The sequence below is a fragment of the Pseudactinotalea sp. Z1739 genome, assembly GCF_049725055.1.
Taxonomy (GTDB): domain Bacteria; phylum Actinomycetota; class Actinomycetes; order Actinomycetales; family Beutenbergiaceae; genus CALKWS01.
This window is the reverse complement of record NZ_JBMPQA010000018.1, coordinates 19,862-40,327: the sequence shown is the minus strand read 5'-3', so window position 1 is coordinate 40,327 and position 20,466 is coordinate 19,862. Positions and strand designations below refer to the sequence as shown.

Annotated in this window: 16 protein-coding genes and 2 pseudogenes; 13 read left to right on the top strand and 5 right to left on the bottom strand. The window is 64.4% G+C overall.

The annotated features are described in order from the left end of the window. The 3 genes and pseudogenes from ACO0LV_RS17825 to ACO0LV_RS17815 form a co-directional block, all read left to right on the top strand. Positions 1-615, top strand: a pseudogene (locus ACO0LV_RS17825) (dihydrodipicolinate synthase family protein); the annotation flags it as partial. Further along, complete coding sequence (locus ACO0LV_RS17820; protein ID WP_424789270.1) at positions 612-875, top strand: leucine zipper domain-containing protein; 264 nt, start codon at positions 612-614, stop codon at positions 873-875. The pseudogene ACO0LV_RS17825 and the gene ACO0LV_RS17820, both read left to right, overlap by 4 nt. Positions 876-979: 104 nt before the next feature. Beyond that, positions 980-1,162, top strand: a pseudogene (locus ACO0LV_RS17815) (IS481 family transposase); the annotation flags it as partial. Positions 1,163-1,332: 170 nt separating this feature from the next. On the opposite strand, the gene ACO0LV_RS17810 reads toward ACO0LV_RS17815, so the two are convergent. The 5 genes from ACO0LV_RS17810 to ACO0LV_RS17790 all read right to left on the bottom strand — a co-directional run bounded on the left by ACO0LV_RS17810 (position 1,333) and on the right by ACO0LV_RS17790 (position 4,878). Continuing rightward, on the bottom strand, positions 1,333-2,127 hold the full coding sequence (locus tag ACO0LV_RS17810) for a 6-phosphogluconolactonase (RefSeq protein ID WP_424789269.1): 795 nt from the start codon (positions 2,125-2,127) through the stop codon (positions 1,333-1,335). A gap of 349 nt (positions 2,128-2,476) precedes the next feature. Next, the gene (locus ACO0LV_RS17805; RefSeq protein ID WP_424789268.1) at positions 2,477-2,698 is read right to left on the bottom strand and encodes a substrate-binding domain-containing protein; all 222 of its coding nucleotides are present in this window, start codon (positions 2,696-2,698) and stop codon (positions 2,477-2,479) included. A 33-nt stretch (positions 2,699-2,731) separates the two neighbouring features. Next, positions 2,732-3,454 (bottom strand): LacI family DNA-binding transcriptional regulator, encoded by a 723-nt coding sequence (locus tag ACO0LV_RS17800; protein ID WP_424789267.1) that lies wholly within the window; start codon positions 3,452-3,454, stop codon positions 2,732-2,734. 238 nt (positions 3,455-3,692) lie between these two features. Then, a complete protein-coding gene (locus ACO0LV_RS17795) occupies positions 3,693-4,508 on the bottom strand; it encodes a phytanoyl-CoA dioxygenase family protein (protein WP_424789266.1) in 816 nt (271 codons plus the stop codon). Between the two features lie 73 nt (positions 4,509-4,581). Then, positions 4,582-4,878, bottom strand: coding sequence for a helix-turn-helix transcriptional regulator (locus tag ACO0LV_RS17790; protein WP_424789272.1), 297 nt, complete (start codon positions 4,876-4,878; stop codon positions 4,582-4,584). A 956-nt stretch (positions 4,879-5,834) separates the two neighbouring features. Between ACO0LV_RS17790 and ACO0LV_RS17785 the strand changes: the two genes are divergently transcribed. The 10 genes from ACO0LV_RS17785 (at position 5,835) to ACO0LV_RS17740 (ending at position 20,443) form a co-directional block, all read left to right on the top strand. Continuing rightward, positions 5,835-7,229 carry a hypothetical protein gene (locus tag ACO0LV_RS17785; protein WP_424789265.1) on the top strand — a complete coding sequence of 465 codons (1,395 nt, stop codon included), beginning with the start codon at positions 5,835-5,837 and terminating at the stop codon, positions 7,227-7,229. A 122-nt stretch (positions 7,230-7,351) separates the two neighbouring features. Further along, positions 7,352-8,965 carry a glycoside hydrolase family 3 N-terminal domain-containing protein gene (locus ACO0LV_RS17780; RefSeq protein ID WP_424789264.1) on the top strand — a complete coding sequence of 538 codons (1,614 nt, stop codon included), beginning with the start codon at positions 7,352-7,354 and terminating at the stop codon, positions 8,963-8,965. Positions 8,966-9,065: 100 nt separating this feature from the next. After that, positions 9,066-10,379: an ABC transporter substrate-binding protein gene (locus tag ACO0LV_RS17775; RefSeq protein WP_424789263.1), complete on the top strand. Its 1,314-nt coding sequence runs from the start codon at positions 9,066-9,068 to the stop codon at positions 10,377-10,379. Positions 10,380-10,462: 83 nt separating this feature from the next. Continuing rightward, positions 10,463-11,311 (top strand): carbohydrate ABC transporter permease, encoded by an 849-nt coding sequence (locus ACO0LV_RS17770; RefSeq protein WP_424789262.1) that lies wholly within the window; start codon positions 10,463-10,465, stop codon positions 11,309-11,311. 115 nt (positions 11,312-11,426) lie between these two features. Beyond that, complete coding sequence (locus tag ACO0LV_RS17765) at positions 11,427-12,212, top strand: carbohydrate ABC transporter permease (protein WP_424789261.1); 786 nt, start codon at positions 11,427-11,429, stop codon at positions 12,210-12,212. A gap of 43 nt (positions 12,213-12,255) precedes the next feature. Further along, positions 12,256-13,722, top strand: a complete 1,467-nt coding sequence (locus tag ACO0LV_RS17760) for an arylsulfatase (RefSeq protein ID WP_424789260.1) — start codon at positions 12,256-12,258, stop codon at positions 13,720-13,722. Between the two features lie 337 nt (positions 13,723-14,059). Further along, entirely contained in the window at positions 14,060-15,391 is a 1,332-nt protein-coding gene (locus ACO0LV_RS17755; RefSeq protein WP_424789259.1) for a hypothetical protein, read from the top strand. Positions 15,392-15,461: 70 nt separating this feature from the next. After that, the gene (locus ACO0LV_RS17750) at positions 15,462-17,216 is read left to right on the top strand and encodes a hypothetical protein (protein WP_424789258.1); all 1,755 of its coding nucleotides are present in this window, start codon (positions 15,462-15,464) and stop codon (positions 17,214-17,216) included. Next, positions 17,213-18,508 (top strand): neutral/alkaline non-lysosomal ceramidase N-terminal domain-containing protein, encoded by a 1,296-nt coding sequence (locus ACO0LV_RS17745; RefSeq protein ID WP_424789257.1) that lies wholly within the window; start codon positions 17,213-17,215, stop codon positions 18,506-18,508. Before ACO0LV_RS17750 ends, ACO0LV_RS17745 begins: the two co-directional genes overlap by 4 nt. Positions 18,509-18,622: 114 nt before the next feature. Continuing rightward, on the top strand, positions 18,623-20,443 hold the full coding sequence (locus tag ACO0LV_RS17740; RefSeq protein WP_424789256.1) for a peptide ABC transporter substrate-binding protein: 1,821 nt from the start codon (positions 18,623-18,625) through the stop codon (positions 20,441-20,443). Positions 20,444-20,466 lie beyond the last annotated feature (23 nt).

Here is a 20,466-nt window from a genome sequence, read left to right as displayed (position 1 = left end):
GGCTTCTACCTACAGGAGTCCGTGGGCGGGGCAGCGCTGAGCCGGAACTTCTGGCACAGCCTGTTCGACCTGGAAGCCGTCGTGGGCGTCAAGGCAGCCCCGTTCGACCGGTACCGCACCAACGACGTGGCCCAAGTCCTGCTCGAACACGACCGCTGGGACCAGATCACCCTACTCACCGGCAACGACGACGCGATCATCCATGACCTACTCACCCCCTACCGGCGCACCGTAGCCGGCAAGGAACGCCAAGTCCGCGCCAGCGGCGGCCTACTCGGCCAGTGGGCCGTGGGAACCCGGGCCGCAGTCGACCAACTCCAGCGGATCAACACCGCAGTCAACACCGGCGCAGCGCCGATGGACCTGCTGAGCGAAGCCACCGCGATGGTCGACATCAACCACGCGGTCTTCGACGTCGACCACAACTTCGCCGGGTGCGTACCCGGCGTCAACGAAGTACTACGCCAACAAGGCCTGGTCCCCACCGCCAACACACTGGGCACCGACACGCTATCGGCCGGCCAGAGCGACCTGATCGCCCAGGTCCGTGCCCGCTACCCAAACCTGCTGGACGAACAGTTCATCGCCACCAACCACGAGGACTGGCTCCGGTGAGGGCCAATCTGCGCGATGCCGGGTCAGTGACGACAACTGGCAGGTGGGCGCAGCGGCACCGCGCCGAAGGCGTGGCGGGCATGGTAGACCGTTCCAGCCGCCCGGCCCGGCGCGCGTACCGCACCCCACGGCGGCGGGTGGACCTGCGGGTCTCTCGCCGCTCTGGGGCGGCCCGGACCGGCTACTACCTGGGTATGCACCCCTCCGCGGTGCACGAGATCTTGACCCGCTACGGATGCTTGCGGTTGGTCCTTCACTGACCCGGCCACTGGAGAACACCGGTGCGGACTGCCGAGGCAAGGTCTGGTGCTATGAGCACCCCGCCCCGGGAGACCTGGTGCACCTGGATGTCACGAAGTTGGCCCGCGCAGGTGCCTTCACCGAATCGGGGATACTGCGCACCGGGTCCGGACTGATAGCGGCCCGGCCTACCGCTCCCGTGCCGCGCTATCGGCCCACAACCAACGGCAGGGTCAAGCGGTTCAACCGCACCATGCTCGAAGAATGGGCCTACGCCCCATCCCCCTACACCTCCGACCACGCGCGCCGCTGCCTTCCGCGGCTTTCCTAACACCGATCGAATATGTCCGCGGCCACACCGCACGATAGGCGCCTCACCCGACCGCCGCGTACCCAATCTGAGTGGGCAGAAGACCTTAGTGGCGGTCGCGAAGGGCACATCGGGTTGCTGACTTGCGCATGATCGGTACAGCGCCGTCAGTTCGTGCTGACGCGCCGGGCCGGGAAGTGGTCCGGCAGCGAGCCGGCTGCGGCCTCGTCCAGGAACAGGTGGGCGCTGGCGTGCGTGCGCAGTGCGCTGGCCGGCAGTTCCTCGGCGATGGGACCGGTGAGCGCGGCGGCTACCGCGGCGGCCTTGGGCTCGCCGAGCACCGTGCACACGATCACCGCGCCGCGCATGATCGCCGGCACCGTCAGCGTCAGCGCGTGCGTAGGTACTTCATCGAGCGTGGCGAAGAGCCCTTCATCGACTTGTTGCTGGCGGGAGGCATGGGCCAGGGCGATCTGGCGCACCAGGGCCGGTTCGTTGAAGTGCGTGTCACCGGGCTCATTGAACGCCAGATGGCCGTTGACGCCGATCCCCAGGCAGACCAGGTCGATCGGGCCTGCCTCGAGTGCCTGGGTGTAGCGCTCGACCTCGGCGCCGGCTTCGCCGTCGGTGCGGATCCGGTCCAGCCCGGGCTGGGCCTGCTCCGGGAGCCGGTCGGACAGCCACTGCCCGAAGGCCGCCGGGTGCTGAGGGTCCAGACCCAGGTAGTCGTCCAGGTGCATCGAGGTCACCTTCGACCAGTCGATCCCCTCGGCTGCGCCGAGCGTGGAGATGGTTGCCTCCTGGGACGGGGCGCTTGCGAATATCACCCGGGCTCGGCCGCGCTGGGCAAAGGCCCGGCGGAGGACGTCGGCAGCCAGGCGACCTGCTTGAGCGCCGGCCTGCTCGGCGGTGGGCGCTATGTCGACACTGATCGCGGCGGGGGCAGGGACATTGGCGGCCATAACTATCTCTTTCGTTCCCGTAGTTGCAAGCGATTGCAGAATCTACCCGACTGTGTCCGGTGAGGCAAACACCCTCCCGATGATGCCCCCTAGCCGTCACAGGAACCCTCACCGCGGCCGCAGCAACCGAACGCCGTGTACCCCTATGCCGTCCGAGCCGCATGTCCGAGCCGCGGCGGCTGCCGCAGCGCAGAGCATCGCCAACCGAGTTGCCCGCAACTACTGAAACGTGATCCAGGCCCGCGGCAGCACGGGTGAGTTCAATGGCTCAGGTTGTCGCACTGCCGCTGAAGGCCCGGTTCCCCATCGCCCGACACTCGATGGAGGCCATTGAGTGGGCGGTGCGACGTCAGACCGGGGCCGGCGCCACTGTACCGCGTTGTCGCAGTTCACCAGTGAGCGTGATGCCCCGTGGATTCCCCCCCGCAATGACCCCTCTCAACAACGCGACCGCCCGGGACCCCAGTTGCACCATCGGCGCGGCCACGGTGGTCAGGGAAGGCGTCATCGTCCGCGCAAGTAGGACATCGTCACACCCCACGACTGCGGTCCTGCGGTACTCGCTCCCCATCGTCGTTCAAACCGGCGATAATGCCAGCTGCCATCAGGTCGTCGAAGGCGATGATGCCGTCGCCCCGGACTCGATCAGGTCCCGGGCGGCCGCGCGACCATCGCGGAACTGCGCCCCCAGGGGTCCGACCTCCACGAGGCCGACGCGCTCCTCCCGGGCCCAGGATCGAACCGCCTCCGCCCGTCGAGCCGCTGCCCACGAGTCGCTGGGCCCCAGCACCAGTGCAAGTCGGTCATGGCCCAGGTCACGCAGATGGTCGGCAGCCTCACGCAGCGCCGGAGTGCTGTCGCACACCACGGAGGGAAGGTCACAGACCAGACGATTGACCACAACGCTGGGAATGCCGTCCAGCATCGAACGCAACCTGGTCGTGGGCAGTCGCGGGGAGGCGATGATCAGCCCATCCACCTGCGGACGGATTCGGCTCACCAGGTCTTCCTCCGCTGTCGCGCTCCGCTCAGCGTCAATCAAGACCACCTCCGCATCATGCGAAGCGGCGGCATGCTGCACTGCGCGCACCAGTGGGGGGAAGAACAGGTTGGTGATATCCGGAACCAACAAGCCGTACAGGCCAGTGCGCCTGGTTGCCAGGCCGCGAGCAGCGCGGTTAGGTGCGTATCCCAACTCCTTGGCTTTGGCCAGTACCTGCTTACGAACACTGGCCTTGACCAGATCCGGGCGCGAGAAGGCGCGGGGGACCGTCGAGGCCGAGATGCCCAACTCCCTCGCGATCGAGTAGATCGTTACCCGCCGCATCCGGCGCCTCCTCCGCTGCTGAGAAGCCTCTCCGGGCGGGCCCGGCAGGACAGCACGGGCAGCGACCAGGAGCGTCGACATCCACAGAACTCCACCATCACAAGGCGTCGGGTGACGACTCACCGAGCAAGACACGCGATGCCCTAAACGCTTCCTTGCCACCCCACTCGGCGCCCCACTCCGGCGACTACGCCGCCTCGAGAGCGGCGTGCACGCCGCTGACTACCGCGATTTGGGCTCAACAGGAGGCATCCTTTCCTTCGCTACCGAAGGCAGCCAGTCGCTCTCCCTGGCTCACCATCTGCGCAGATCGTGCGATGTAGTGGAACTGCAAGGCACGCCGGCGGGTGTCGGTCGTGTTCGGCGGGGTCCCATGGTGCAGCAGCCCGTCGAAGATCAGTAGCCCACCTGGGTCCAGGGGCACAGCAACGTCCCGCCACGTCTGTACATCGGTGTCACAGATCTGGAAATCGCGGCGCTTGAAGTGAATCACGGGCCCTTCACGGTGACTACCGGGAATGACATGCATGCATCCGTTCGCCACCGTCGCCTTGTCGAGTGCGATCCAGATGCCCACAATCGGCGTCCCCGGCTTGATGGTGAAGAAGGCGTTGTCCTGGTGCCAGGGCTTCTCCCGTCCACCACCAGGTGGTTTCATCAAGGCCATGTCCTGGAAGAGGACAATGTCGTCCTCGCCAATGATCTTACGAGCGACACGGAGCAACTGCTCGTCGTAGGCGATCGCCTTCAGCGCTGGCTCCAGGTCCACAAACTGCATCAGGCGTCTGGTGCAATCCATCCTTGCCGGTCCGTCGAACTCTTCCAGTCGGTCGGCGACCCACTTCTCATATTGGATGTCTGCGGTTCGGGGGTTCATCGTGAGTGCGGCTAAGCCCTCAAGTGCGGCATCGATCTGGGCACTAGAAAAAGCGTCCTCTACGGCTATATAGCCCTCCTCGCCATAGCGACCGAGCACGGAACCCCTCACATCGCTAAGAGACGGAACTGGCTCGGCCAGCACAGTCCCGCTGTACAATTCATCAATCGAGATCATGGCTAAGACGCTAGGCGAGCTCCGCACCGGCCACCACTGCCTGAGCCGAGCGATACCTAGACCGAACCGGTGATCATGGCGAAACCGCGCGAACCTGACTTGGAGGGCAACCGTATAGTTTTCGGAACTGCCTACTGAACAAGAATGGGTCCTCGTAGCCGAGTGCACGGGCGACCTGGGTCACCGACATTCGAGTTTCGCTAAGGAGTTCGAATCCCCGCTCAAGCCGTGCGGTGACTGCGAACTGCCGGAAACTCACACCAACCTGTTCGGTAAACATGCGGGAAAAGTACTCTGGAGACAAACATGCCTCCGCAGCAACCTGCGGGAGCGACAATCGACGCGCGGGTTCGTACCGCACCAAGTCCATAGCAGCCTGTAGCCGTGGGTCAACCGAGAGGTACTGATAGCCCGTTGCGAGGGCGTCCTGTCGGTACACCTCAAGCAGTGCTTGGAGCAATACTGAGGCACATTCGACGACGGAGAGCGGGCCAGAGTCCCGGCTTAGCCGCACGATGCGGTGCAGAAACTCACTCAACCTGGCATAGTTCCGCACGTCGAGCACGCGCGACGGAAGCCACTCCCAAGGCAACGAGATTACCTGATCTGAGGATGGCTCTACGAACTCATAATGGACAGCAACCACAGTGAGCCGGTCGCTTGCGTCCTGTTGGAATACGCCCTCATCACCGGGGCGGAAGGCGATAAGAGTCCCCGGTCTCAACACCACGTCGGTGCTCGCAACCCTTCCGCGCCCTGCACCAGAGAGAACCAACCACAGATCATGATCGCGCATTGTGGGTTGCCAACTCCAGCCGGGTTCACAACGGAACCAACCGCATTGCGGGGTCGGACGGGGAACGTGGCTCCTGGTGAGTAGGTGAGCGAGACCGTCCCAAACTCCTGGCCGTTGGTAATCGATCCGTTCGAAGCCCACCCGACCCAGACTACCTGGCCGTGCCACCTCAGCCGCGGCCGCACGACGGGAAGAGTCGACCCGGCCGTTAGTCACGGACAGCGCGTCGCCCCTTCCGGCGACCTCCGTGGCAGTTGTTCCTGAGTGATGTCCTTCGGCGTGCGTCGTGGGTTGAGCGAATTGGCGCAACGACACTTGAGCATTCCCGTTCATCAGCGACCAGGCTGGTGTGACGATCCCTCGCTGGTGGCCCTATGCCCACCCTGGATCCCGCTACCGCCTTTACCGAGTTCCAACCGGCCTGCTCATCCGGGGGCGTTGACCGACCGTCATGATCGTGCTACCTTGCTGCAACCGCTTGCAGTCCAAAATGGTAGCGATGTCGCTGCAAAACACATGAGGGAGTAGCAATGGATGCGGAAGAGACACGAGTGGCTAAGCGAGCGCCGAAAGGCCCGAAGAGCCACGCAGGAGGCGATGAACAGCCGGCACAGACGGGCGTCACGCGCCGGGCGCTTCTGCTCGGTGGCGTCGGCGCGGTAGCGGTCGCGGGCCTCGTCACCCCGGACACAGCGACTGCAGCACCTTCCGCCGGCGGCGGACTCCGAAACGCTAGTGCGAACACAGGCGCAACCTCGGCGCTCGACTTCACGACGCGCGAGGCATTCGAGGCTGTCTATGACCACCTCGATGGCGGACCGCCGTTGGACACCGACAATCTGGCAGGGGTCTTGGGATGGCAGGTTCAATACATCCTGCTTGCCTACCTCCAGATGTACATCGCCCACCGCGATGTGGCATACCTAGATCGATTCATCGAACGGGCAGACGCCGCGCTGAACCAGCGAGATCATATCCAGGGCGTCGAGGACTACCGGGGCTTGTCGCTGCCCGGTTGGTCCAGGGACCAGTACGCGCAGTTCCCGGGCTCTATGCATCTGCCGGTGGAGACTGGGAACATCGTCCGGCCGATCGCCTGGTTCGCGAGGATCGTCGCCTCCACCCCGCAACTTCGCCAGACAAGCAGATTCGGTGACCGAGTCCAGCCCTACACCCAGGCCGCCATCGATGCAGTCGCGATCCATGACGAACACTGGGACGACCACGAAGACGGCACCGGCATCTACTTCTTCCCGAAGGGATCGCCCCACGAAGTCGACGGCATCCAGTGTGCATTCAACATGAACCACACGATGGGCATGGCAATGATGCACTTGCATGCCCTGACCGGTGATGGGGCCTATCTCGACAAGGTCCAGAAGATGGTCAGGCTCTTCGAGTCCGATCGCAGCCCAGGAGCGGGCGACGGATACTTCTGGAACTACCAGTGGACAGGCTCCTGGGGATTCAACGGCTGGACCCCTGCAGACAACGTCTCCGTCAATCGCGCGTCCTACCCAGGCAATCCCGCACCGGAGGACTTTAGCCACGGGGCGTTGTCGATGGAGTTCATTGCCCAGGTGTGGCATGAACGGCTCGGGTCCCAAGTCCGCGACCTGCAGTCGTATGCGAAGACCTTCGATCGCACCGTGGTGGAGACCGACTACGGCCTGGACATCACTCGTTTTATCGACGGAACCGGTGGCATTCGCGACGGACGGGATGCCACGCACGCCGGGACGTGGGCCGTACTCGCGCGACACAACCCCAACATCGTTAGCGCCGCCCAGGACATCTATGCTCACTACGCCTTCGAGTTCGGGGCCTCGAGAACGGCGACGATGCTTGCCGCGATTTCGGAACTGAATCGGTTTGCCGCGGGCGGGCTGGCCGGGCCTCAGGGGCCCTTCCCGCCGGAAGACTGACAAGGCAATGAGTCGGCGATCCCCAGACCACCGCCGGGGCCGACGGGGCCGCGGCGGTGGTCCGTCAGCACAGATGCGTGTGAGAGCTGCGCGGGATCGGTTCGGCCGAGCAGACGGGCCCGATGGTCCGGCCAGAACTTGAGGTCGGTCCTCTCACAACCGATTGCAAGTGGTGTCGGCGCCCGAATTATCTGAGAGACCCGTCGCCTAAGGCGCGGCGGGAACGAGTCAGTCGGAGGGCAGAAGCCATGACGAAGGACCACTGGGCAGCGATGAGCAACCAGGAAAGACTTGCCCGTCTGCTCCTAGTCCGCTCAAGCGAGGGCCCCGATGGCCTCCCTAGCGAAGCGACCATCGCGGCGATCCAAGCTGGGGTCGGGGCATTTCACGGGCCGCCGCTGCGCGCCCGCCCCCGTGTCGATGGGGCCGGTGACAGCCGCCGATTCAACGCCGTAATGCATGAGCGGGCACAGAATGCCACTGGCCTGGACGTACTTGTCGGCGCGAACGCCGAGACGGGGCTGGCCTATACAACAGGCGCTGGCGGATTCGACATCCCATACCCGGCCGCTCTAGGGCAATTGAATCCAGTGCGGTCCCGTTCGGCCGGCCGTGCAGTCGGACGGGACCTGGACGCCTGCGGTTACAACTGGTGCTTCCAACCGGTGGCGGACGTCCGCACCACGTCTGAGGATCCCGTGATCGGCGTGCGGGCGTTCGGTACCGATCCCGGGATAGTCGGTCCCCATATGCGTGAGTACGGACTCGGTCTGCAAGAGGCCGGAGTCATCGCTACGGTCAAGCACTTCCCCGGACACGGCGACGCCAACGTGGACTCGCATCTGGGGCTGCCGGTGGTTCGCCGCACTGACGACGAGTGGGAGTTGCATCTCTCCACCTTCGCTGAGGCGGCACGTGCGGATCTCGGGGCTGCGATGACCGCCCATCTGCAGTTCGAAGACGAAGGTGATGCGACGGTCTCCACCTTCGATCCTCGAATCTGCACCGAGTTGCTGCGCAACGATCTGGGCTTCACGGGCTTGCTGGTCTCTGATTCGCTGCGGATGGCAGCGGTCTCCGACCGGCATTCGCCGGCAGAGGCCGCGATGCTGGCAATCAGCGCTGGGTGTGACATCGCCAACGTCAAATGCTCACCAGAAATTGTGCCATCGATCCTGGAGGGGATGGAACGGGGACTGTTGGACGGCACATTGCCGGAGGAACGGGTCTACGAGGCGTTCGGTCGTGTGCTGTCAGCGCCTCTGAGCGTGCCCACGGAGTCGCACCAGGTCTCGGCGGACATCGTGCCGCTGTTCAATGAGGAACTCCACGTGGCCACTCTCGGCGAACCGAACCTGCCTACCGGCAAAGATCCCATCACCATGGTGATGGCCGAGCCATCGGGTGAGGCACCCGACGCTGATGCTCTCGGGACCCTGCTCACCAACCACATAGGTCGCACGGTGCACGTGCAGTATGAGGTTGGCGCACTCTCCGGAGCAACGGTGATGGTGAGTTACGGCCAAGCCGGCCCCACAGCGTGGGAGGCGGATGCGATCGCCAGCGTCGAAGGCTCCGGTAAGCCTGCGGTGGTGCTCATGGCAGGCCCGCCGGACACCCTGGATCGATACACCGCGAGCCTTCCTGCGATAGCGGTGCCGGCCCTGGACGTGTTCGGGATGCCCTCCCTCACGGGCTTCACCGCAGCCTTCCGCACCTTGCTCACTACCTCCTGACACCCGCGATCGGACCTATAGCCCTACAAGACCCACACATTGAACGCCCATCACTACAGTGCCGTTGCCTCGCAACGTCACATCGGCAAGGAGCCACCGAATGAACAGGATTAAGCGAACGAAGTCGCTCGGATTGATGGCAGGAGCGTCAGCCCTCGCTCTCACACTTGCGGCCTGCGGACTCGGTGAACCCGAGGATGCGACGCCCGAACTCCAGGAACTCGACGATGCCGAGATCGCCGGAGAGATCACCTTCCAGACGATGCAACTCTCACCGACCTTCGATGACCTGATCAACGGCTACATCGACGAGTTCGAGGAAATGTACCCGGACGTGACGGTGACCTGGGTTGACGTGCCGACGGACGGGACGGCGCAGAAACTCAACGCCGACGCCGCCTCGGGGAACCTGGCTGATGTGCTCAACCTCGACAGTGGGCACCTGACCCCGCTTGCCCGAGAGGGCCGGGTAATGGACATGTCTGCCGTGGTTCCGGAGGCGCAGGAGGACTATCTGGAGTCTGCCTGGGAACTCTTCGCCATCGGCGGCCCGGAGATTTCGGCTCTCCCCTGGTATCTGAACACACCAGTGTTGGTGGTCAACACCACCATCATGGAACAGGCTGGCCTCGATGAGATACCGCAGACGTACTCCGACATGATCGACGCATCCGCCGTCATAGGCGAGGAGACCGAATACGCCGGCTTCCAACTCGGGGCGTCGACATTCAAGAACGCTCTGCTGGCGACGGGAACTCCGATCGTGAACGATGACGCCACTGAGGCCGTCATCGACACCCCGGAAGCCCAAGACGTCGTGGAACGGTTACACGCTCTGTACCTCAACGGCGGCATCCCGGCGGACAGTATCACCGCAGAGCCCCGAAGCGGACTTGAGGTCCTGTCCGAGGGACAAGTGGCGTTTGGTTCCGGCGGTCCGAACCAATTGCGGATCGTCGATGAAAACGCGCCTGACCTACTGGCCGACCTAGAAGTCCACCCGCCCGTTGTGGATGAGAACGACGATGCCTGGCTTGTGGCCCATGGCCTAGCGGTCCCCACCACGTCGGAGAACCCGGCGACGGCAATCGAGTTCGCTCGTTTCGTTACCAATTCCGATAACCAACTCCTCCTCTCCAACGAGTCGGTCGTCTTCCCGAGCACGCCGGACGCTCTAAACCAGCCGTTCTTCACCGAGGCGGGCGAGGACCTCGTGGACCAGGGCCGAGCTATCGCCGCGCAGAACTTGCTCGATGAGCGCGTCGCCCCGCAGTCGGATGACGTGGACCGGGAGATCGAGCAGGAACTGTGGGCACAGATGCAGTTGGCGCTCATGGGCGATGAAGAGATCTCCATCGCCTTGGAGCGGGCCGAGGAGGCGATCACCTCGATCCTTCAGGGACGCGCTGAGTGACAACTATCTCCCAGTCGGCTCCTGAACTCGACCAGGAACTGACCAGTAGGACGGGGGTCAGGGTCCGTCGGCACCGATGGTACGTGCCGCTGGCGTTCCTGGCCCCCGTGTTGGTCATCCAGGGCACGTTCCTGTTCGCGCCCCTGATCAACACCTTCGTGCTGTCGTTCACGAACGTGCGCACCATCGGCGGTGGGCGGTTCATCGGTGTGGACAACTTCGCACGCTTGGCAGAAGACCCGGCCTTCCACGCGGCGGTCGGGCGGAGCCTGCTATACGTCGCCGTGGTCGTGCCGACAATTACTGTCTTGGCGATCTGCCTCGGGTTGTTGCTGAACACCCTGATGCGAGGTACCACCCTGGTGCGAACGATCGTCTTCTCGCCGATGGTGATGCCTATGGCGATCGTAGCGATCCTGTTCGAATGGCTGCTGCGCTCGGACGGCATGATCAACCAAATGCTCATCGCCGTCAACGCCATCAACCAACCGATCAGGTTCCTCAGTGACCCCTCGATCGCGATCTTCAGCCTGATGACTGTCACCTTGTGGAAAGGAGTGGCGCTCTACACGCTCATTCTGCTCGCGGCGTTGCAGAACGTCTCGCAGGAACTCGAAGAGGCCGCTGAACTCGACGGAGCCAGTTGGCTGCGACGGACTGTGTCCGTCACCCTGCCGCAGATCCGGGGTACCACGCTTCTGATCGCGATTCTGGCGGCTATCTCTTCGATCCGGACGTTCACGGAACCATACGTGATGACCGGCGGGGGGCCCGGACGAAGCACGGAGACAGTGGTGCTTTACCTATTCCGTCAGGGTGTGTCGCCCGGCACGGATGCAGGCTACGCCTCGGCGATCAGTGTATTTCTATTCGCTCTGGTTGTCGTCGTCTCCCTGCTCCGGTGGCTGGCTTCCCGAAGAGTGGCGGTGTGACCTCATGGCAGTAGACACAGATGTAGCGGAACAGCAGACAGTTCCCAAGTCGCGTCGTCGCAAACGTGCCCGAGGCGTGCCCTCGCCGGGGGAGCGGATCCTCAGGTGGACACTGATGATCCTCGCCGTGCTCGCCGTGATCTCTCCGATCGTATGGCAGATATCAAACTCGCTGAAATCGATGGGAGAAACAGCGGTCGGCTTTCCTGGCAGTCTCATCCCCGAGGAACCCACGGTAGCCAACTACATCACTGCACTGACCGCTATCCCGCTGCCGCAGTACTTCCTCAACTCGGTCATCATCTCGGCGATGACGTTAATGCTCACAGTAGTGCTGGCCACTCTAACCGGGTACGCTCTGGCACGAATCCGATTTCGCGGCCGGATGCTCTACATGACTGTGCTGCTGGCCACCACGGCATTGCCGTTCGAAGTCATCCTCGTCGCCACGCTGATGATCACGATGGAACTGGGTCTGTTCAACACCTTCCTGGGAGTGGTGCTGCCACAAGGGGTGTCGATCATCGCGATCTTCGTGATGCGGCAGGCCTTTGTGAACATCCCGAATGAACTGGAGGAAGCCGCCCGCGTCGACGGCGCAGGAGCCTTCCGAACATTCTGGAGCGTGATGCTTCCAAATGTTACCGGCTCCCTCGCAGTCGTCATCGTGCTGGGCTTCCTCGATTCGTGGGACCAGTTTCTGTGGCCCCTGGTCGTGCTCAGTGACACCACAATGTATCCGGTGACTGTCGGCGTACAGTTCCTCTCCGGTGCCTTTTCTGCAGATCAACGGGTGATCGCTGCGTCCTCGATCCTTGTGATGATCCCGCCGATTCTTGTCTTCTTCGTGATGCAGCGACACGTTTTCAAAGGATTGGCCGGTGGCGCGCTGAAAGGTTGAGAACCGTGACGTCCGCCCTACGAGGGATATCGAAAGGAGTTCTGTGGGCATTACATCCCAACAGGTGCAACCGAACATATTGCTGATCACCACCGATCAACATCGCGGTGACACTCTCGGCGTCGAAGGACATTCGGTGGTGCAAACGCCAAATCTGGATTGGTTGGCACGTTCCGGCACACGGTTTCGGCGGGCCTATTCGGAGTCGCCGAGTTGCGTTCCGGCGCGACGAACGCTGATGAGCGGACGAGAGCCCTCTGCCCATGGCATGGTCGGCATGACGTCGGTGGCCTGGCACCCGGCCTACACCTTGCCCGGAGAACTCTCCCGGGCGGGTTACCAGACCCGCCTGATCGGCAAACTCCACCTGCAACCGAAGCGCAAACGCTACGGATTCGATCACTTGGAACTCGCTGATACCCAGTATGAGTACGCCCCGGACGATCCGGATTTCTCCAACGATTACGTCGATTGGCTGCGCGACCAGGCTAAAGCCCCAAGTATCGGCCCGGCCGTCGCACACGGAGTCAACGCCAACAGTTGGGTCGGCAGGCCCAGCCACCTGCCCGAGCATCAGACCCACACCTTCTGGTGCGCCAGCAGAGCTATCGAGTTCATCGCCAAACGAGACCCATCCTGTCCCTTCTTCCTCAACCTGTCCTTCCTCGATCCGCACCCCCCACTGACCCCACCGAGCCTCTATTACGAGCGGTACATGAGCCAGGATCTTCCCGAGCCGGTCATCGGCGACTGGACAGACGAGGTCGATCCCGCAAAAGGGGCTGATGTGATGGGGTGGCGGCTGAATCTGGACGCCCAAAGGATGAAACAGGCGCGAGCAGGGTATTACGGGCTCATTAACCACGTCGACGACCAAGTCGGCCGCGTGGTCGATTTTCTACGGCGCCAGAAGTTGCTCGCCGACACGATGATTATCTTCACCTCCGACCACGGCGAGATGCTCGGCGACCACAACCTGTATCGCAAGACGTTTCCGTACGAAGCCTCCGCTCGGGTGCCCTTCTTCATTACGCCGCCAGCCTCGCTCGGGATGCCCGACAACGTTGTCAGCGAATTGCCAGTCGGGCTGCAGGACGTGCTCCCAACGATCTTCGACGCGGTGGGGGTTCCGATCCCTGAGGCGGTCACCGGGCGGAGCCTGATGCCAACCGTGCGGGGGAGAAGGCAGTCGGAATGGCGGATGTATTTACACGGGGAGCACTCCGGGCACTATGACTACGCTGATGGCGCGCACTTTCTCACCGATGGGCGGTCCAAGTATATTTGGTTCAGCCAAACCGGACGCGAACAGTTCTTCAATCTGTCAGCAGACCCCGATGAGATGCACGACCTCACCCTGGGCCCAGATGTTCCGGACCTGGAGCCCTGGCGTGCCGAACTCGCGTCCAGACTGCTCGACCGACCGGACGGCGTGGTCAAGGATGGCCGGTTGATTTCCGGGCGCGCGCACGACAAACTGCTGCCACACCATGGTGAATCTGGGGTCTGAGCGACTTCGGCTGTGTCTACGCCGCGTGTGCCGGGTCGGTCCGCCACGTGCGGATGTCCAGGAGGCCCCTTCTACTGTCGCGACAAAGTTTGTGCTGCTCTCGCAGCGCACATGGGGACATGAGGATGGAGCAGACGACGCCGCCCAGAGCGGGGGGAGACTCAAGACGTCCATGGCATGTGGAAGGTCTCAGCGATGCAGGCCGGGGGTGGAAGCGGCGTCATCGTGGCCGAATCCCAATTCGGGCCGACAACTTCAGGAGTTACCACCCCGCTGCAACCCTCATTGCCCCGCTCAGAAGCGATATCCTCGGGTGAATGTCAAAGGGAGGGGTCGGATGAAGAACCGAGAAGACGGACCAGGGTTCGAAGATGTCACGATCGGCGTGCTCGGCGCGGAGAATTTCATCAACCGCATTTCTGCCGTCGCACGCACCGAGGTTCGCACCCCCTACCGGCTCCTGGCCGCATCCGACGACAAGGGCGCAGGCGTGCGGGAGGAGGCCCTACGCATCGCCGAGAACGTCGATGTGCTGCTGTTCTCGGGGCCGTTGCCCTATGATCTCGCCACCTCGGGTGGATCGTTGCCGGTGCCGGCGACCTTCATCCCCACCGGTGGGGTCGCGCTCCCGACAGCCTTGCTGCGCGGAGCCCTGAGCGGAACGGTCGACACCGCACGGGTCAGTATCGACTCGGTGAACACCCGGGAGGTCCGCGAGACCTACTCCGAACTCGGTGTGGACATGACGGACGTACACGTCATCGAGTACCACGAGGCTGTCTCGCCCGAGCAGTTCCTGGACTTCCACGTCGAGCGTTACGAGGCCGGGCGGACTAGCGGAGCAATAACGACGGTGCCCTGGGTCACCGAGACGTTGACCGCAACCGGGATCCCGAACCTCATCATGGCGCCTGCACCGCTGACGATGCGCAACGCCCTGCGTACCGCAAGGCTGCTCGGCAGTGGCGCCCGGATGGAGGACTCCAGGATCGCCATCGTCATCGTGCGCCTGCCGGCCTCCGCCCTGCCGAACCGGACCAGTTCGAGCAACTTCTGGTTCCAGGAACTCAAGCTCTCGCTGCACCGCACGCTGCTGCATGAAGCCCGCCGGATGGACGCGGCCGTGCTCCAGCGCGATGAGCAGAGTTTCCTGGTGATCACCACCATGGGTTCACTACGCACGGGTACCGATGACCTGCAGCGCGCACCTTTCCTCGCCAACGTCTCGTCCGCGCTGGGCATTGAGGCCGAGGTCGGGATCGGATTGGGACGCACCACGGTCGAGGCGGAGAAGCACGCCCAGGCCGCGGTCAATCTCTCCGCCGAGCAACCCGGGGATCGCGCCTTCCTCATCGGCCCGAACGGAGGACCGATCTCCCTCGCAGCATCGGGGACCGGTCCGGCACCGGAACGGGAGCCTGTCGCGACCCAGCACGCCAAGACGTTGCGCAGCATCGTGCAGGCACTGGATGCCGAAGGCGACAGCGAGCGCGTCGTCGATGCCGATCGGATCGCCAAGCTCCAGGGGGTCACGCTCCGCACCGCACGCCGTACCCTGCACAACCTGGTCGACGCCGGCCTCGCGTGGCCGATGCCTCCGGCGCGGCAGCATAAGGTGGGACGCCCGCCGGTGCGGTATCAACTTCTGGATGAGCGACTCGAGGCCTGACTATTGCGCGAGGCCGAAACGCTTGATTCGGACTTGCCTAAATAGGCTCTGATCGTGCAAGGTGTGTCCTGTGACCTCAGAAGATCGCAATGACGCACTAGTCCTGACCCTCTGGACTCGTAACCAGCCGCACGATGAGGACGTGCCCTGGGCCGCCTATGCCCGGGAGGTTCTCTCCCACGCCGGCATGAGTTACCGCCTGGCCGATTCTCCCGATGCGTTGCGCCCCGGAGGCGTCGTTCTCGTCACCGAGCCGGTAACCGGTGCGCACGCCCGCGCACTGACTGCGTGGGTGCGCGACGGGGGGGCACTGGTCATCACCGACGACCCCGGCGACCTGGCCGACGTCGCCGGCGTGACGAACCGGGCACCCGCGGTCGCGGGAACGGTCACCTGTGGCCAAGACTGGGCCCAGCGCCCCCCGCGCCCGATCCGCGCGCTGCGCGGACACGCACTACGCCCGGACGAAGACGCCGAGGTGCTGGCCACATTCAGCGATGGCAGCGCGGCGATCATCCGGTCCACCTCAGGGTCCGGGATGGTCCTCACCTTCGGGGTGGACCTCTGGTACACCATCTGCCGGATCCAGCAGGGCTATCCGGTCAGGGACGACGGCGCCCCCTCCTCCGATGGCACCGCCCCGATCGATGACGACATCCTCAAGGCTGAGGACGGCGTGGCCCTCGATCTCGAAGAGGATCGTGCGATGCCCCCCGGTGAGCCGGACCTACCGTCGGATTACACCCACACCTATCCCCCGCCGTCGGCCGTTCCGATTTTCGACCAGCCGCATGCGGACTGGTGGCGCTCGCTCCTCCTGCAGGCGCTGTGGCAAGCCGCTGGGCATACCGGAGCGGGCATGGCGTGGCTCGACTACTGGCCGGCCGGCATCGACTCGATCGCGCACATGTCACACGACGCCGACGGCAACGATCCGGCCGACGGGCGCGCCGCACTCGAGGCGTTCGCCGCCGCCGGTGTCAACGTCACGTGGCACCAGGTCTACCCCGGGGGTTACGGGCAGGAGGTGCTCGCCGAGATCACCGATGCGGGACATGAGCAGTCCCTGCACTACAACGCGATGGCCGACTCCGACCTGGCCCACTGGGGGTGGCCGCAGTTGCGCGCCCAGTACGCCTGGGCACAGGCGATCAGCGGTCGCGAAGACATCGTGTCGAACAAGAACCATTACACCCGCTGGGAGGGCTGGACGGAGTTCTACACGTGGTGCGAGCACGTCGGGATCCAGATCGATTCCTCCCGCGGGCCCAGCAAGCAGGGCACCATCGGCTTCCCCTTCGGCACTGCCCACGTGTCCTTTCCGCTACGACCGGCAGGTCACGATGACACGTTCCACGACGTGCTCAACCTTCCCTTGCACACCCAGGATCTCGCGTGGGCAGGCCACATCTCGGTGCGAGATGTCATTCTCGATGCCGCGCAGGCGCAGCACGGCGTGGCTCACTTCCTGTTCCACGGCCCGCACCTGCGCAAACGCCCCTTGACCACGCAAGCCTGTGTCGATGTCGCCGAGGCCGCGCGCGACCGCGGGATGCCGTGGTGGACGGCCGAGGAGATCAACACCTGGGAGCGCACCCGCCGCGACGTGCACGTGCACGTGCACCGGGTCCACGAGGGGTGGCGGGTGCGGGCTCACAGTCCCCGCGCAGTTCCCGGAGCCGCCGTGATCCTGGCGCTACCCGAAAGTGTCCAACCCGACTCCGAGGATGTGCGGGTGCGGACCGTGCAACGCCACGGCCACCAGTTCGTGGAGCTGGGGGTCGACCTACCCGTGGGCCACAGTTCCTGGCTCCTGCGGCCATGATTCTGCTGGGCACCCACCGGGCTGAGATCACACCACCCGGACCGACCTATCTGGCCGGGTACGCGAGCCGATCCGCACTCGGGCCGGCCGAGACGGTCCTGGCCCCGCTCCAGTTGAGAACCTTCGTGCTGGGCGGACGGGACGAACCACCGGTGGTGATCGTGGGTGCGGACCTGCTGTGGTGGGGCGAAGAGTTGGTCCAGGCCCTGCGCACGGCGGTCCGCGCCGACTTCGGCATCCCCGAGCAGAACCTCGTGCTGCACGCCACGCACACCCACTCCGGGCCGCAGACGTGCCGGTACATGGCCCCCTCGCTGGGGAAGGTCGATCCGAACTACCTCGATCACCTGCGCCGGACGACCCTGGCCAGTATCGAAGCGGCCCTGGGCGAACGCTCACCGGTGCGCGTCGAGATCGGGCGTGCCACGGCAGACGTGAGCGTGAACAGACGCTGGGCACGCACGGCCGGGGCGTTGCCCAACACACCGATCGACCCGGAACTGACCGCCGTGCGCTTCGTCGACGAATCCGGGCGCAGCCGGGCGGCGTTCGTGCACTTCGCCTGCCATCCGGTGGTGCACCACGGCCACGCGTTCAGCCCGGACTTTCCTGGCGCGCTCACCACCGAACTGGAATCCGACATCGCGCCGGTGGTGATGTATCTGCAGGGCTGCTGCGGCGACGTCAACCCCGACATGTACACCCCCGACGGGTTGTTCCGGGACGGGGCTGAACCCGAGATCGAGCGGATGGGCCAGGACCTGGCCCGCACGGCCCGGACCGCCTTCGGAGCCGCGCACGACGCCGGACCTCCACGGATCGGCGTCAGCCGGGCGCAGGTGGACCTACCCGTGCAGGATCGCGTGGACACCAGTGAGTTGCGGCGCTTGGCCGCATCCGAAGATTACGTCGGGGAATGGGCACGGCTGATGCTGGACCATCCGGACAGATTCGCCCGCACACCCGTTCTCGACATGGTCCGGGTGGACCTCAGTGAACGGCTGCGACTGCTGGGGATGGCGGGCGAACCATTCAGTCGTTACGGCCTGCACGCCAAGCGGGTCAGCGGGCACACCTGCTTGCCGATGGGATACACCGACGGGATGACGACGTACCTGGTCGGGGCGCCGCACCACGCAGAAGGCGGCTACGAGCCCGACGAGGCGCCGTACTACCTCGGTATGCCGGCCCGCCTCGCCATGTCGGCCGAGCGCGTCGTGCTCGAGGCGATCACCGAACTCGTCGCGGAGCCGGTCCACGCGCGCACCGCCCGATCCGTCACCAACCCGTGATCAACCCGTGACCGGCAAGACCTTGACCACCCGCACTAGCCGACATAGCGTCAGTGTTCTACAGTAGTTTCGGACAGTCCCAATTACGTTGGGTTCGTATCAAGGAGGATCACGATGAAAGCCGCACCCACTCCCAAGAAGCGCTCAGCACGCCGGGCTGTCCGGTCCGTTGCCGTAACCGGGGCCGCCGCGCTGGTACTGGCCGGATGCAACCTGTTCGGTAACGGCGGCTCGGGAATCGACGAGGCCGGTGGTGACAACGGGGCGGAAACCGAGCAGGGTGGTCACATCACGGTCCACGCCACCAACTTCGCCCACATCGACCCCCAGTCGATCACCTTCGGCATGTGGCTGGTTCAGAAGGGCCTGCTGGAGGGCCTGGTGCTGCAGACCTCCGACGGCACCGATGTGCGCCCGGCTGTGGCGCAGGAGTGGGAGGTCAGCGAGGACGGACTGACCCACACCTTCCACCTGCGGGACGCGAACTGGTCCAACGGTGACCCGATCACCGCCGAGCACTTCGTGCGTACCTATGAGCGGCTCCTCGACCCCGACCGTGGACCGGGCGGAGTCACCACCGAAGCATCGTCCTACCAGGCCACCCTCGGCATCCTCAATGCCACCGAGTACAGTTCGGGTGCCGCCGAGGACTTCGAGGAGGTCGGCATCAAGGCCCTGGACGAGTCCACGCTGGAGTTCACCCTCGAGGGCCCCAACCCAGGGTTCGTGATGGGTTTGACGCATCCGTCCATGCTGCCGCTACACCCGGACGCGATCGATGGCGATGAGAACTGGCAGCAGCCGGAGAACTGGCGCGGCAACGGCCCCTACAACCTGGTGGACTGGGTCTCGAACTCCTCCATGCGCCTGGAGCGCAACCCGGAGTACTGGGACAACGAGAACGTCGCCCTGGACAGCATCGACGTCCAACTCATCGAGCAGGGCTCCATCACCACCACAGTGCCCTACGAGAGCGGCGAAGTGGACATCCAAGGACTCGGCGAGCCCGCCGACATCGCCCGTTTCATGAACGACCCGGAACTGAGCGAACACGTCAACGTGCTGGAGAACTCCGGCACGACCTACCTCGCCCGGCTGCACAGCAGGAACACCCTGCTTGAAGACCCCCAGATCCGCTCCGCATTGAGTCTGGGCATAGGCCGGGAGGACATCGCGGGGATCTCCGAGACCACCGAACCCGCCTCGACACTGGTCAGCCCGATCGTGCCGGACTGGAGCGAGGACATCGCCGCCCACGATCAGATGTGGGGTGACGAGGCGGTCGAGGAAGCCCAGCGCCTGCTGGCAGATGCCGGCTACCCCGACGGGGAGGGATTCCCCACCCTGCACCTTCTCGCCGGGTCCGACTTCGCCCAGTTGGACGCGATCATCGACACCTGGCAGACCAACCTGGGCATCGAAGTCGTGAAGGACGTGGTCGAGGTCGGCGTGTACGTCGAACGACGGGCACAACTGCACGATGAGGACTACCTGGGTTACTGGTACGGCTCCTTCTCCGGGGTGAGCACCTGGCCCTACCAGGTCCAGCAACTGTGGGACCCCAACTTCACGCGTCAGTTCGCGCTGACCGACGAGGGCTACGAGCAGTTCCAGGAGATCAACGAGGACCCCGATCTGTCCGCGACTGAACGCAACGAGCAGATCGAGGAAACTCTGGCGACCATGTCCGACCCGAGCGCACAGGCCTACGCCGAGCGTGTCGAGGATGCGCAGGCTACGGTCGACGAAGCCGAGCAGCAGGAGATCCTGCGCGAGGCTGCGGGGCTTCGTGAAGAGGCCGAGATCTTCGTCCCGGTCGTGTGGAACTCCTCGGTCGTCATCGCCCAGCCCCACGTCCAGGGCCTGGAGCTGCGCGCTCAGGCTGACAGGTACTACTTCAAGGACCTGTGGGTTGACGAGGACGCGGCGGAGTGAGAATTATCCTCGCTGCCTCACAT

Excerpts from the sequence above, each read along its gene's own strand:
- ACO0LV_RS17810 (WP_424789269.1), bottom strand. The coding sequence starts at position 2,127 with ATGGCCGCCAATGTCCCTGCCCCCGCCGCGATCAGTGTCGACATAGCG.
- ACO0LV_RS17805 (WP_424789268.1), bottom strand. The coding sequence starts at position 2,698 with ATGGGGAGCGAGTACCGCAGGACCGCAGTCGTGGGGTGTGACGATGTC.
- ACO0LV_RS17800 (WP_424789267.1), bottom strand. The coding sequence starts at position 3,454 with ATGCGGCGGGTAACGATCTACTCGATCGCGAGGGAGTTGGGCATCTCG.
- ACO0LV_RS17795 (WP_424789266.1), bottom strand. The coding sequence starts at position 4,508 with ATGATCTCGATTGATGAATTGTACAGCGGGACTGTGCTGGCCGAGCCA.
- ACO0LV_RS17790 (WP_424789272.1), bottom strand. The coding sequence starts at position 4,878 with ATGGACTTGGTGCGGTACGAACCCGCGCGTCGATTGTCGCTCCCGCAG.
- ACO0LV_RS17785 (WP_424789265.1), top strand. The coding sequence starts at position 5,835 with ATGGATGCGGAAGAGACACGAGTGGCTAAGCGAGCGCCGAAAGGCCCG.
- ACO0LV_RS17780 (WP_424789264.1), top strand. The coding sequence starts at position 7,352 with ATGGTCCGGCCAGAACTTGAGGTCGGTCCTCTCACAACCGATTGCAAG.
- ACO0LV_RS17775 (WP_424789263.1), top strand. The coding sequence starts at position 9,066 with ATGAACAGGATTAAGCGAACGAAGTCGCTCGGATTGATGGCAGGAGCG.
- ACO0LV_RS17765 (WP_424789261.1), top strand. The coding sequence starts at position 11,427 with ATGATCCTCGCCGTGCTCGCCGTGATCTCTCCGATCGTATGGCAGATA.
- ACO0LV_RS17755 (WP_424789259.1), top strand. The coding sequence starts at position 14,060 with ATGAAGAACCGAGAAGACGGACCAGGGTTCGAAGATGTCACGATCGGC.
- ACO0LV_RS17745 (WP_424789257.1), top strand. The coding sequence starts at position 17,213 with ATGATTCTGCTGGGCACCCACCGGGCTGAGATCACACCACCCGGACCG.
- ACO0LV_RS17740 (WP_424789256.1), top strand. The coding sequence starts at position 18,623 with ATGAAAGCCGCACCCACTCCCAAGAAGCGCTCAGCACGCCGGGCTGTC.